11 protein-coding genes and 1 tRNA gene are annotated in these 13539 nt (G+C 60.8%); 6 read left to right on the top strand and 6 right to left on the bottom strand.

The annotated features are described in order from the left end of the window. Positions 1-20: 20 nt before the first annotated feature. From purB to hisH, 6 genes are all read right to left on the bottom strand, one after another. Entirely contained in the window at positions 21-1331 is a 1311-nt protein-coding gene (purB, locus tag ACZ5DH_RS11835) for an adenylosuccinate lyase (protein ID WP_464254469.1), read from the bottom strand. 7 nt (positions 1332-1338) lie between these two features. Next, positions 1339-1761 (bottom strand): FmdB family zinc ribbon protein, encoded by a 423-nt coding sequence (locus ACZ5DH_RS11840; RefSeq protein WP_464254470.1) that lies wholly within the window; start codon positions 1759-1761, stop codon positions 1339-1341. 402 nt (positions 1762-2163) lie between these two features. Beyond that, positions 2164-2379 carry a hypothetical protein gene (locus tag ACZ5DH_RS11845; RefSeq protein WP_464256587.1) on the bottom strand — a complete coding sequence of 72 codons (216 nt, stop codon included), beginning with the start codon at positions 2377-2379 and terminating at the stop codon, positions 2164-2166. A gap of 56 nt (positions 2380-2435) precedes the next feature. Further along, the gene (gene larE, locus ACZ5DH_RS11850; RefSeq protein WP_464254471.1) at positions 2436-3506 is read right to left on the bottom strand and encodes an ATP-dependent sacrificial sulfur transferase LarE; all 1071 of its coding nucleotides are present in this window, start codon (positions 3504-3506) and stop codon (positions 2436-2438) included. Positions 3507-3646: 140 nt separating this feature from the next. After that, entirely contained in the window at positions 3647-4426 is a 780-nt protein-coding gene (gene hisF, locus ACZ5DH_RS11855; RefSeq protein ID WP_464254472.1) for an imidazole glycerol phosphate synthase subunit HisF, read from the bottom strand. After that, positions 4416-5066 (bottom strand): imidazole glycerol phosphate synthase subunit HisH, encoded by a 651-nt coding sequence (gene hisH, locus ACZ5DH_RS11860; RefSeq protein WP_464254473.1) that lies wholly within the window; start codon positions 5064-5066, stop codon positions 4416-4418. The genes hisF and hisH overlap by 11 nt, the downstream gene beginning before the upstream one ends. A 429-nt stretch (positions 5067-5495) precedes the next feature. Here hisH and ACZ5DH_RS11865 point away from each other — a divergent pair, with 429 nt between their 5' ends. From ACZ5DH_RS11865 to ACZ5DH_RS11890, 6 genes are all read left to right on the top strand, one after another. After that, positions 5496-6419, top strand: a complete 924-nt coding sequence (locus ACZ5DH_RS11865; protein ID WP_464254474.1) for a sulfite exporter TauE/SafE family protein — start codon at positions 5496-5498, stop codon at positions 6417-6419. A gap of 45 nt (positions 6420-6464) precedes the next feature. Then, positions 6465-7343 carry a glutamate racemase gene (gene murI / locus ACZ5DH_RS11870; protein WP_464254475.1) on the top strand — a complete coding sequence of 293 codons (879 nt, stop codon included), beginning with the start codon at positions 6465-6467 and terminating at the stop codon, positions 7341-7343. Between the two features lie 352 nt (positions 7344-7695). Continuing rightward, positions 7696-7971: an HU family DNA-binding protein gene (locus ACZ5DH_RS11875; protein WP_022659096.1), complete on the top strand. Its 276-nt coding sequence runs from the start codon at positions 7696-7698 to the stop codon at positions 7969-7971. A 386-nt stretch (positions 7972-8357) separates the two neighbouring features. Then, positions 8358-8447 (top strand) — tRNA-Ser (locus ACZ5DH_RS11880). A 361-nt stretch (positions 8448-8808) separates the two neighbouring features. After that, positions 8809-10575, top strand: a complete 1767-nt coding sequence (locus ACZ5DH_RS11885; RefSeq protein WP_464254476.1) for a methyl-accepting chemotaxis protein — start codon at positions 8809-8811, stop codon at positions 10573-10575. 446 nt (positions 10576-11021) lie between these two features. After that, on the top strand, positions 11022-12821 hold the full coding sequence (locus ACZ5DH_RS11890; RefSeq protein WP_464254477.1) for a methyl-accepting chemotaxis protein: 1800 nt from the start codon (positions 11022-11024) through the stop codon (positions 12819-12821). Positions 12822-13539 lie beyond the last annotated feature (718 nt).

Raw genomic sequence — 13539 nt, forward strand, 5'->3', positions numbered from 1 at the left:
GGCGCGCATCATGACCTCGGCTAGCTCAATACGGGTTTGCTGTCGAACACACGGGCGAAAATTTCGTCCTCGTGCTGCAGATAGTAGGATGGATCAAAAAGCTCATTGAGCGCAGCCTCGCCCAGACGGGAGCGCATGTCGGCGTCGGCCCGCACAAGTTCGGGAAAGGCCACGCGGGTTTCCCAGCTTTGCATGGCAAGACGCTGCACGGCCTCATAGGCCTGCTGACGCGGCATGCCGGTGGCGATAAGGGCCGTGAGCACGCGCTGTGAAAAATACAGACCAAAAGAACGGTCCATATTTTCGCGCATGCGCTCGGGCTTGACCACCAGCCCGTCCAGAAGGCGGGTAAGGCGGGTGAGAATATAGTCAGCCAGGATGGTGGAGTCGGGCATGATCACGCGCTCCACCGAAGAGTGGCTGATATCCCGCTCATGCCAGAGGGCCTGGTTTTCGAGGGAGGCCAGGGCGTTGGAGCGCAAAAGCCTTGAAAGCCCGGTCATGTTCTCGGCGGAAATGGGATTCTTTTTGTGCGGCATGGCCGAAGAGCCTTTTTGCCCCTTGGCGAAGCCCTCTTCCACTTCCAGCACTTCGGTGCGTTGGAGGTGGCGCAGTTCAACGCAAAGGCGCTCTATGCCGCCGCCAAGAATGGCCAGGGAGGTAAAGAAGTGCGCGTAGCGGTCGCGCTGGATGATCTGTGTGGAGTGCGGATCAACGCCGAGGCCCAGATGGGCCAGGGCGCGCTGCTCCAGTTCGGGCGACAGAAAGGCGTAGGTGCCCACCGCGCCGGAAATCTTGCCGACCCGCACGCTTTCGAGCCCGGCCTGCACCCGCTCCAGATGGCGCGAAAATTCGGCGTAAAACCCGGCCATCTTGAGGCCGAAGCTGGTGGGCTCGGCATGGATGCCGTGGGTGCGGCCCATGCACAGCTGGCCCTTGTGACGGCGGGCCAGGGTTTCAATACTTTGCAGAAGCGCGCGTATGTCCCGAAGGATAAGCTCGCCCGCCTGCACCAGCAAGAGGGCATTGGCCGTATCCACAATATCGGACGACGTGCAGCCAAGATGGATGTACCGGGCGTCGGGCCCCACCTTTTCCTCAAGCGAGGTCAGAAAGGCAATGACGTCGTGCCGGGTCACTTCTTCAATTTCAAGAATGCGGTCAACGTCGATGGATGCCCTGGCGCTGATGTTTTCCACGGCTTCGGCCGGGATGCGGCCCATTTCGCTCCAGGCCCGGCACACGGCCACTTCAACATCAAGCCATGCCTGGTAGCGGTTTTTCAACGTCCAGATATTGCCCATTTCGGGGCGGGAGTAGCGTTCGATCATGACTGCCTCATGAAGCCGGTTTGGCGGCGCTGGCCTTGGGGGCCGCGGTTGTAGGGGCTGGCGTGGGAGCTGGCGTGGGGGCAGGAGCGGCAGCAGGCGCTTTTGACGCCGGGGAGGCCGCGGCGCTGCCGCCAGTCTTCTCGCCGTCGCTTGCTGGCGCAGGTGGAGCCTCTCCCGCGCCGGACGGCGAAGACGCTTCAGATGAAGCGGCAGACGCGGAGGACGCGCCTTCTTCCTTTATGCCCTTGCGGTAGCCATAATCGTCAACATACCAGCCGCCGCCCTTGAGGACAAAGGAGGTCTGCGACATGATGCGCGGCGAGGCCGTGCCACATTGGGGGCAAGGCTCCTCGCCCTGGTCGGAGGGGCTTTTTGCCCATTCCTCAAAGCGGTGCTGACACTGGGGACACTGATATTCGTAAATAGGCATGATTACGCTAAAAGACGGCTAAACACTGTTTTGTTACGACCGCGTCGCCACATGCTTACGCCTGTGCGCCGCTCGTCAAATGCCCAAGTTCCGCCGCGCGGGGCGTAAAAGCTCAGTCCGGCGACCGGAAATGCGCGCGAAAAGCTCAGGCGCGCCACGACCTGTTTGAACTTGCACGTGACACAAGAGGGCTGCTGCAAATGCAGCCCCCTCTTGAGCAGAGCACCCTTGAGAACATACATTCCCAAAGGTTACGGCACGCCAGTTATGACGCTTGCCAGCGCGGATGAACCGCGCCCGCGCCTTCACGACGAACGCCTGCTCACGCAGCCGCCAGAGCAGTTTCAACGTGAAAATGCTCTAAAGCGACACGGCCCTGCGGGCCTCAGTAAAAACCTGAGCCTAGGCGGCAGCCTTGGCTTCACGCACGCGCTGCTTCAGGCGCTGAGCGCGACGATGACGGCGACGGGCCAGTTCTTTCTTACGTTCGATCTTTTTGTGAGCCATGTTTTCCTCCGGGGTGAGCCCCATTGATATAAGTCGGTATTCATAGGCTCTTTCTTTTACAAAGTCCAGCCCAATGTGGCTGGAATGCGCGGCAGGCGCGCTTTTGCACATGGCGACGCCTGGTTTTTCCCATTTCTGGCAACGCGCCAGGGCAAGAAAAAACAGGCTCAGCGCCGCGTTATGGCCCGCGCCAGGCCTGATACGGCAAAGGCGTCCGGGGCTGAAGCTCCGTCCAAAGTGGGGGCCTGCCGGTCATAAAAGCCGCTGATCTCCTGCCCCACACGCAGTTCGCAGCCCGTAAACCCATGCTGGGCAAGAATCTCTTTCACCCTGCCCGCAAGTTCCGGGGGCAGCGCCTCCACCTGAAGCACCGGGGCTGGTGTAAGACGCAGGCGCAGATCGCCCAGCGGCGAAACAGTTTTTTCAGCGTCGGTCCCGTGGCCCGCTACGCTTGGCCCACATGGCGCACCGGGCCTCTCGACCACGTCTGTCGCCGCTGCGGAGGAGGCCTTTTCAGAAGCACGCGGATCGGCCAGGCCTGCCAGCGCTTCTTCAACTGCGGCCAGACGCGCCAGCACGTCCGCATCCGGCTCAAGCCCGTAGGCCAGCCGGGTAAGCAGACAGGGCCGCGCGCGCTGGTCGGGATCATCCAGTCCTGTGGCCCGCGCCGCCGCGCGGATGGCGGCCTTGTCCATGCCCGATTCCGCAAGGGGCGAAACCACACCCGCCTCCTGCAAGGCGCGCAGACCGGGCCGGAAAGCCCCAAGATCGTCAGCGTTGCTGCCGTCGCAGAGAACGCGCCCCTGCTGTCCGACCCGCGTCAAGGCCGCCCCGATGGCCGCCAGCAGGCCCGTTTTACAGGCATAGCAGCGCTGGCGGCTGTTGGTCGATACCTCCGGCAGGCACAGCGGGTCAAAATCCACCACAAGCAGGGGCAGGCCGCGCGCCTTGGCCCAGGCGAGCGCGTGGGCGCTTTCGCCAGCCGGGATATGCGGGCCGCGCGCATGAACGGCCAGCACGTCACAACCTCTCAGCAAGGCCGCATGGCTGAGAAAGCGGCTGTCTATGCCGCCGGAAAAGGCCACCACCAGCGGCGGCATGGCCCGCAGCCGTCGCGCCAGCGCCTGGGGCAGACCTTTGGACTGCGGCTCGCCCGTGAACCCGGCTGTTGGGGCGTTTTCCGCCGCGCAGGCGGCAGGGCCGCCATGGGCGTTTATAGTGTTGTCCTTGTGAGTCATGTGGTGCTGACGCTCCTCTGACGCGCCCTGGCGCTCTTGAATGGAGGGAGAGGGGCCGGGTGCATGCGGCGCAAAAGCGCCATAAAAGCGGCGAGGGAGCCGCACAGGCCCCCATCCAAATCCCGTTCCCGCTGCCCGACCTACCAGGTCAGGCGCATCTTGGCCCCGTGCGCGGCCATGTATTCCTTGCACTCGCGGATGCTGTACTGCCCGTAGTGCACAATGGAGGCAATGAGGGCCGCCGAAGCTCCGCTCGTGGTCACGGCTTCCAGCATGTGACGCGGTTCGCCCGCCCCCCCCGACGCGATGACGGGCAGAGACACGGCATCCACAATGGCGCGGGTCAGTTTGAGTTCATAGCCGTCCTTGGTGCCGTCCGCATCGATGGAATTGACGCACAGTTCGCCTGCGCCCAGTTCCTGACAGCGGCGCGCCCAGGCAATGGCGTCCAGCCCCATGCGTTTGCGGCCGCCGTGGATGACAATTTCATACCCGGACGGAATCTCGGGGCTCACGGGCACGGCCAGCACGTCCATGCCCACCGTTATGGCCTGCGAGCCAAAGGCGTCGGCCCCCTGGCTGATGAGATGGGGATCCTTGACAGCCGCCGAATTTATGGAAACCTTTTCCGCCCCGGCCAGCAGCACGGCGCGCATGTCGGCCACGCTGGAAATACCGCCGCCCACGGCAAAGGGAATGAAAATCTGTTCCGCGACGCGCTCCACGACATCCAGAAAAATGCCCCGCGCCTCGGCCGAGGCCGTAATGTCGTAAAAAACGATTTCGTCCGCGCCTTCTTCATAATACCGGCGCGCGCTTTCCACAGGGTCGCCAATATCCTCGTTGCCCACAAATTTGACGCCCTTGGTCAGACGGCCGTTACGCACGTCCAGACAGGGTATTACCCGTTTACTGAGCATGGCGCGCCTCCCGCGAATTCTGGCAGTACTTGTAATAATTGCGCAGCAGGTTCAAGCCGGGCCGTCCGCTTTTTTCCGGGTGAAACTGGGCGGCCCAGAGGCCCTCGCGCCCGTAAAGCGAGCAGAAGGTGCGCCCGTAGGTGGTGGTGGCCAGCACGAGCGAAGGATCGGGCTCCACATAATAGCTGTGCACAAAGTAATATTCCGCCATGGGCTCAATACCTTCAAGCAAAGCGCAGGGCGCTACGGCCTCAAGGCTGTTCCAGCCCATGTGGGGCACGGGCGCGGGGGTGCCGTCCTCCTGAAGCATGCCGTCTTCAAAAAGGCGGCAGACGCCGGGCACGATGCCAAGGGTTGTGGTGTCGTTTTCCTCACTGCGTTGCAGCAGGATCTGACAGCCAAGGCATATGCCGAGCAGGGGCTGGCCCCTGCGCACGACCTGCCGCAGGGCTTCGTCCATGCCGGATTCCGCCAGCGCGCCCATGGCCTGCCCAGCGGCTCCCACACCAGGAAAGATAACCCCCCCGGCGCTTTCGAGCGTTGCGGGGTCCGCCGTTATGGCGCAGGGTATGCCCAGGTGTTCCAGAGCGCGGCGCACGCTCGTCTGATTGCCCGCCTTGTAATCCAGAATGGCCAGCATGGTGCTTCCTTACTGTGTTGCGCAGCCCAGGCCAAAGCCCTGACTGCCTTGTGCGCGGAGAAGGCGAAAGCATACATTTTTGCAGGACGACAGGCAACGCGCCGCCGCCGAACCTGGCGGCGCGGGGATCGCGTTGCAATACTTTGTGGGGGAGGGACCCTTTTGTAAAAGGGTCCCTCCCCCACGCCCCCTCCCCCCAAAACTTTTATTGTGTTCTGGCGTAACAAAATGAATTTTCAGGCGTTCTGACCTGGAGCATGGGGCAGCAGAAACAGCCTTTTCAAGACAACACGCAACCGCACGCCCACCTGCTCTAGTGACAAAAATAAAAATCACGGTTATTATAAAAACCGTGAATAAAACTATCGTTACTATACTGTTTTTTTACAATTTTTTATAATGTTGTTTTGACAAAATCCGGGGGCCGCCATGTATTTTCCCACTGCCGGCATTGAATGCCACCCGCTGCTGCCCTTTGGCGTGGCCCTGGGCATATCTTTTTTTACGTCCATGGGCGGCATCTCGGGCGCGTTTCTGTTGCTCCCCTTTCATATGAGCGTGCTTGGGTATGTGAACCCCAGCGTCAGCGCCACCAACCAGTTTTTCAACGTGCTGGCCTGCCCGCCCGGCGTCTGGCGTTACTGGCGTGAAGGCAGGCTTGTCTGGCCATTGACCCTCACCGTGGCCGCCGGAACCTTGCCGGGGGTTTTTCTCGGGGCGCTCATCCGCATCAACTGGTTGCCAGACCCGGCAAAATTCAAGATATTCGCGGGACTGGTGCTGCTGTATGTCGGCGGGCGCATGGCCGTTACCACCTGGAAGGGCCGGCGCAACAAGGCGGAAAACATGCGGGCGGGCGGCTCGGCAGCAATAAACGCCGCAGGTCGGCAGCCTGTCCGTGACCGCTGCACCGTGCTTGTGTGGAACAGCCGCACCCTTGTTTTTGCTTTTCAGGAAAAAAAACACGCCGTTTCCACCCGCAAGCTGACCCTGCTCAGCCTTGGTGTCGGCCTTGTGGGCGGCATATACGGCATTGGAGGCGGCGCTATCATGGCGCCTTTTCTGGTTTCTTTTTTTGCGCTTCCGGTTTATGCCGTGGCCGGAGCAACACTTTTTGCCACCTTTCTCACATCTGTGGCAGGGGTGAGCTTTTACTTTTTGCTGGCCCCCTTTTATCCGGACATGGCCGTCGCGCCCGACTGGCGCATGGGCCTGCTGGTGGGGCTGGGCGGCATGTGCGGCATGTATCTTGGCGCACGCTGCCAGAGATATGTGCCCGCCACCTTGCTGAAATGCCTTCTGGCGGCCATTTTACTCTTTACAGCCCTACGGTATTTGGGCCAAGGTTTCTAACGGTCGCCTGCCTTTGTCTGGGGCGGCCCATTCAAAGGATATGGCATGAATCCGAATTCCCGGCTGCCCATTGGACTTTTTGACTCCGGTATGGGCGGCCTTACCGTTTTCAAGGCTCTGGCCAGGCGCCTGCCCGGCGAAGATCTGCTCTACCTCGGTGACACCGCCCGGCTGCCCTACGGCACAAAGGGCCGTGACACCATCATCCGCTATACGCTCAGCGCCGCGCAAAAGCTGGTGGACATGGGCGTCAAGATGCTGGTGGTCGCCTGCAACACGGCCACAGCGGCAGCCCTGCCCACATTGCGCGAGCATTTTGCCCCCCTGCCCGTTCTGGGCGTGGTGGAACCAGGAGCGCAGGCAGCGGCAGCGGCCAGCCGGAACGGACGCATCGTGGTGCTGGCCACGGAGGCCACCATCAACGGCGGGGCCTATCAGCAGGCCATTGCGCGCGTCCGGCCCGATGCCGAGGTGCTTGTGCGCGCATGCAACCTTTTTGTCACATTGGCTGAAGAGGGATGGATGGACGGCCCCTTGGTGGAAGGCATCGCCCGCCGCTACCTTGAGGGTCTTTTTGATGCGCCGGAAAATAAAGCCGCCGATGCCGCCAGGCTTCTGCCCGACACCATGCTGCTCGGCTGCACGCACTACCCCCTGCTTCAGGGAGCGCTGCGGCAGGTTGTGGGGCCGAACGTGAACATTGTGGACTCCGCAGCCACCACGGCGGAATTTGTCGTACAAGAGCTGGGCGCGCTGCGCCTGCTGCACCCGGACAGGGCAGCCTCCGCCGGCGACGCCACAGGAAAGCGTCAGGGTGAAAGCCGCTTTCTGACCACAGACCACGTGGCCCGCTTTGTCCGCACGGGCAGCCTGTTTTTGGGCCGCGATATGGCCGAAGGTGAAGTCACCCTGGTCGACCTGTGAGTTTGATTCTTATTCTCAACTATTTCATCTGACTATCCGCAAAGATGGACTGGTGCAAAATCTTGCCGAAGCGGACAGTTTTTGCTCTTGCGAGCCAAAAAGCTTGAACGGCGCGCATTTCACGCTTTTTCGTTGACAGAAAAACTGCGCTAACGTAATGAGACAACAGTCTGACGGCGCAAAAACGTCAACGTTAAACCCCCCCATGGCGCGGCGATGCCGGGTTGGCATAGCTGTGACTATCCCGTGCGTGATCGGCCCGTCGGGCCACCGCCCTATGGCCATACCGTTGCGTGTGGCTCGATATGGCATCAATCAGGGAACAAACCGAAATCCTTTATGGAGAAGCATCATGACTAAAGCTGAGCTTGTTGAAAAAATCCATGCCAAAGCCGGCCTTCCCACCAAGGCTAAAGCTGAAGAAGCCCTTGACGCCGTTGTGGCTTCCCTGCGTGAAGCCCTGGCCTCTGGCGAATCCGTGACCTTTACCGGATTCGGCAGCTTCAAGGTTGTGGAACGCGCTGCCCGCAAGGGTCGCAACCCCCGCACTGGCAAGGAAATCACCATTCCGGCCAGCAAGGTTGCCAAGTTCACGCCCGGCAAGGGTCTGAAAGACGCCATCAAATAAATTTGGCGTAAGTAAGTTTTTGCGGCGCGCTCTCCTTTTTCGGGAGAGCGCGCTTCTTTGTTTATGGGCACGCCACCCTCAACCCAAAAACCCCTGCCTGCCCAAAACAGCGCGGGCAAAGTGCGGCGCTTGCGCGAGGACCGGGGGTAGTTTATCAGGCCAGCAATTTTATCTACCGACTGCGCCGCGCTTGCGCGAGGACCGGCGCAACATTCGGCGCGAAATTTGGCGCGGGAACTGGCACGAGTTCATGCACAAGATTTGGCGCAAGACCGGCGCGCGATGCGCCCAACGCAGCCGCCAGAGCAGTTCCCCTGGAAATGTTCTATTGAATTTCAACGCGGAATACATTACTAGCTTGGATTACGCCAACGCGCGCACCCTGCGGAGGGGTGGCAGAGCGGTTGATCGCGGCGGTCTTGAAAACCGTTGAAGGTGTGAGCCTTCCGGGGGTTCAAATCCCTCCCCCTCCGCCATGAAAGCATTCTATGCAGCCCCATAAAGCCCCAAGGCCGTATGGGGCTTCTTTTTCTCCCGCGTTCTTTCTCAATTTTTCAGGGTGGTTTGCCGCCCCCCCCAGTTGCGGAATACTACAGAGGCTGTTACAAAAACACATAGATCACAGCTATTTTACAGGGATCGGGCCACTGCGCCCGCTCTCAGTCCGCGCCCGTCTGCCTCCGCCAGTCAGTTCAGGGCTCCAGCGGACGGCACCCCCCCACATTCCGTGTAAAGACGGAATGGCCATGTAGCCCGCAGTATGGTCTGTAGGGCTTTTTTTGTCAGATGCAGGGCGCGAGCCCCACATCGTACACCGGCCATCGTGGAGGAGAGTCAATGAAGCTGGGCGTCAAACTTATGCTGTCATTCCTGTCTGTCATCGCCATACTTCTTGTTCTTTCGGGCGTCGGCATCAAAAATCTCGACGCAATGAACTCACGCGTGCGTGAAATCGACAGCACATGGCTGCCGGCAGTCATCGCCGTCCAGGCCATGAACATCCAGATCAATGCCGTTCGGGCGGACCTCGCCGCCATCATGTCGCAAAACTATGCGGACGAAATCCGCAAGTACGAGGCACGGATACAGCAGTCCCTGCAAATCATGCAGGAAAACAGAGAGGCATTTCTCACGCTCATGCAATCCCTGCCCGCAGGTCTCATTGGCACGGACAAGGAACTCATAGAGCGCATTGACGCTCTGTCCGCCGAGGCCGCCGAAGTGCGCGAAGGGATGATCAAAAGCATGCTCAACGGTCGGCGCGGCCTGGCGGTGTCCACCTTTGACAGCAAATACCGCCCCCTTTTCGACAAAATGGCCGAGGCCTGCGCCGAACTGGTCAAGCGCAACGTCAACGGCAGCCAGCAGGCAGCGGGCAACGCTTCGGCCATTGGCGGGCAGGCGCGCGCCACCTCCCTGATTCTGGCCGGTATCGCCATCATCTGCGCGGTGGGCATCTGCCTGTATCTCACGCGCTCCCTCAGCAGGCAGCTTGGCAAGGACCCCGGCCAGCTGGCCCTTATCGCCCGGCGGGTGGCCGGGGGCGATTACAGCATGGACAACGACACGTCGCGACGCGGCGTTTACGCCGACATCGTCGCCATGGTGGAGGCACTGCAAAAGCATATTGAACGGGCACGCCGGGAGTCGGAAAAGGCCGTGGAGCAGTCGCGTATGGCGGCGGAAGCATTGGGCAAGGCGGAAGCCTCGGAAGAAAACGCCAAAAAGAAAACTGCGGCAATGCTTGCCGCAGCCCAGAAGCTTGAACGGGTTGCCGAGGCCGTGAGCGCTGCTTCCACCCAGCTCTCTGTACGCATCGAACAGTCCGACAAGGGCGCGGTCGCCTCGGCCCGGCGACTGGCCGAGGCCGCCAGCGCCATGGACCAGATGAACGCCACCGTGCACAACGTGGCCCGCAACGCCGCCCAGGCGTCAGCGGCCTCGCTTGATACGCGTGAAAAAGCGGTGGCTGGAGCCAGCATAGTGGAGCAGGCCGTCCACAGCATAGGTCAGGTGCATGAGGTTTCTCTGCGACTCACGGAAAATATGGGGCAGCTCAATGACCAGGCCCAAGCCATCAGCAATATCATGAATGTTATTTCCGACATTGCCGACCAGACCAACCTGCTGGCCCTCAACGCCGCCATTGAGGCCGCCCGTGCGGGCGACGCCGGGCGCGGCTTTGCGGTTGTGGCTGACGAGGTGCGCAAGCTGGCCGAAAAAACCATGGTTTCAACGCACGATGTGGGCAATGCCATCAGGGCCATCCAGGAAAGCACAGCCACAAGCATGGCCGCCATGGGCACTGCGGCCGCCCAGGTGAACAAGGCCACGGAATTCGCCAGCCAGTCTGGTCAGGCCCTTGGCGAAATTGTCACCACCGTTGAAGGCGCTGCGGATCAGGTCAATGCCATTGCCGCAGCCAGCGAACAGCAGTCTGTCGCCAGCGACGAGATCAACCACACCATTTCCACGGTCAACGAGGCCGTGCAGCAGACGGCCCAGGCCATGAACGAAGCTTCACGGGCCGTTGGAGACCTGATGCGGCAAACCGGCACTCTGACATCTCTTATTGCGGAAATGCGAGACGAGGAGTACAAATAGGAAATCTTTCTGGTTAATTATATTCCGAAGCCGAGTCGCTCGGCTTCGGAATACTGCCATGCATCGCCGTGTCTGCTCTTCCGGGCAGACTGGCGAAGTGCTGCATTTGTGCAGGCATGGCCTTTCACCTCCTCTCGAGCCATGAACCAGCACCTCAATCCCACGCTCCCGCGGCTGTGGCGTTCCAGCCCGGCCATCTTGTACGCGGCTTGCCCACGGCCCCAGCCGTCCTTTGTCAGCCATGCGCCGTCACCCCCTTTTTCCAGCCCACCTCCCGACACGGTCCCAACGCGAAACTGACGCCATATTGCCCCAAAGCTGAGGCATAACCGCCCCATGCCCGGCGCGATCAGGGTCTTCTTGCGCGCCCCCCCCGTGCAACATCAAGCCCGCTGTTTTCACACGGCCGTCAGGCGGAAAGCCCCGGACCGATCTGGAGAATCGTCATGCTCAGAGCCATCAGCATTTCGCAGCGCATCACTTTTTTTGTAATTCTTATGATAGTCATGACCATAGCCATGGCTGTTCTGTCCTTCTTCATGACCAACAGCGTCATTAACGAGGGAACCCTTGTCGCCAGAAATCAGCTGCTTGCCTCGCAGCGCGCCCGCATCAAGGATGTGACCCACTCCTCCGCCCTGGGGCTGGCCGCCATGACAAAGGGGCTGCCGCAGCGGGAGCAGTTGCGCGTCATCACGGACTATGTGGAAAAGTCCCGCTTTGAAGACGACGCTTCGGGCTACTTCTATGTCTATGAAGGCACTGTCAGTGTAGCCCACCCCACGCAAAAACAACTCATCGGCAAGGACCTGGCCGGCACGGCCGACAAGCAGGGCGTACACTACGTGACGGAACTGCATAAGGCCGCCGCCAAGGGCGGGGGTTTTGTGGACTTTGTCTTTCCCAAGCCCGGCGCGGGCGACGTGTTCAAGCTCGGCTATGCCGAAAACGTCCAGGGCACGCCGTACTGGATTGGAACCGGCGTCTACATTGACAATGTGGACAGGGACGAAGTCAAACTGCATGACACGATGCATGCGCTGCTCGTAACCACCCTCGCCACCTACGGCGGCGGTTTTCTGGCCATCCTGCTGCTTCTTGTGATTCCTCTTTCCTACCATCTGGTGACGTCCATCACCCGGCCCCTGGGCCGGATTACCGGTCAGGCCCGGGATGTCGCGGCAGGCGACCTTGAAGTGCATATCGCCCCCACGGGCAAGGACGAGGTTGCCGTGCTGGAGCAGGCCCTGCGCGACATGGTCAGCAACCTCAAGCGGCTTATCAGCCAGGCAGCGGAAAAAAGCCGCCAGGCCGACGAGGCCGCCGCCGAAGCCAGAGCGGCCCAGAGCGAGGCCGAGCAGGCGGGCAAGCAGGCGCAGGCCAGGGCGTCCGCCATGCTTATGGCCGCCGACAAGCTCGAACAGGTGGCCCACGTGGTCAGCACGGCCTCGACGCAGCTTTCGGCCCAGATCGAGCAGTCAGACAGGGGCGCGCTGGATTCAGCCAGACGCCTGACCGATGCCGCCACCGCCATGAACGAGATGAACGCCACGGTGCAAAGCGTGGCCCGCAATGCGTCCGAAGCCTCCGCGGCTTCGCTCGATACGCGCGAAAGGGCCGTTGCCGGCGCGCGCATTGTTGAGCAGTCCGTTCACAGCATCGGGCTGGTACATGAAGTTTCGCGCCGTCTCACGGAAAATATGGGACAGCTCAACGATCAGGCCCAGGCCATCAGCAAGATCATGAACGTCATTTCCGACATTGCCGACCAGACAAACCTGCTGGCCCTCAACGCGGCCATTGAAGCTGCCCGCGCCGGAGACGCCGGGCGCGGCTTTGCCGTTGTGGCCGACGAAGTGCGCAAACTGGCCGAAAAAACCATGGCTTCCACGCATGACGTGGGCAATGCCATCAAGGCCATCCAGGAAAGCGCCACCAAGAGCCTCACCGCTATGGAAAGCGCGTCCGAGCAGGTGGATCAGGCCACACAATTCGCCAACCAGTCCGGACAGGCCCTCAGCGAGATTGTCACCACGGTTGAAGCCACGGCGGATCAGGTCAACGCCATCGCCGCCGCCAGCGAACAGCAGTCCGCCGCCAGCGAGGAAATCAACCGTTCCATCACCCTGGTCAACGAAGTGGTGCAGCAGACCGCCCAGGCCATGGACGAGGCCGCACGGGCCGTCAACGATCTGGTGCGCCAGACGCACAGCCTGACCGACCTCATCGCGGACATGAAAAAATAAGAGCCTCATGCCCGCCTCGGGCTGAGCCGGCCGTGGAATACCCGGCCCAATGCTGACAGTGAAAGTCCCTCCGGCCCATATGGGGCGGAGGGACTTTCACGCAACAAAAAGGGCTGCCCGGTCTTGCCCCGCCGCAGCCTTTGTGGCGCAGGAAGCCGCGGACACGGACAACACGAAAACGCCAGGGCATGCCGCGTGCAATGCCGCCGCCCCATAGAGCAGATTAACTTTGAAATGCTTCACATTTCAAAGTTGTCATTCAGCCGAAAAATGCGATTTTCGGCTGAATCCACGCCACGTTGTGGCGCGCTGCACTTTCGTGCAGCGTCAGAGCATTTACACTTTTTCAAAGTTGAAATGCTCTAGACCTGATTACCTTAGAAAGGCTTCACACCTTATAGCATTTTCGCATTGAGAATATCCATTCTCGCGGTAGCCGTCGCCCGCTCCTGCGGGCTTACGGACAGCGACAGCGGTTCTTCCACTTGGATGTCGTGTAACCAAGTACTGACTTCAGGCGTATTTTTCTGTGTCACAACGCCTGAAGCAATGCTTCCAAGACGCCCGCTTCGGCGTGCTGCGCTTCGCGCAGCACCAGAGCATGCAACCTTTTTCAAAGGTAAAACGCTCCAGACCCAAAGGCGGCCATGCCCGTCAGTTGCCGGGCCGCGATGGGCACAGCGTCAGCCCCGCAACTGCTGCCGTAAGGGAAACAGTG

It is taken from the genome of Desulfovibrio simplex, from assembly GCF_055387835.1.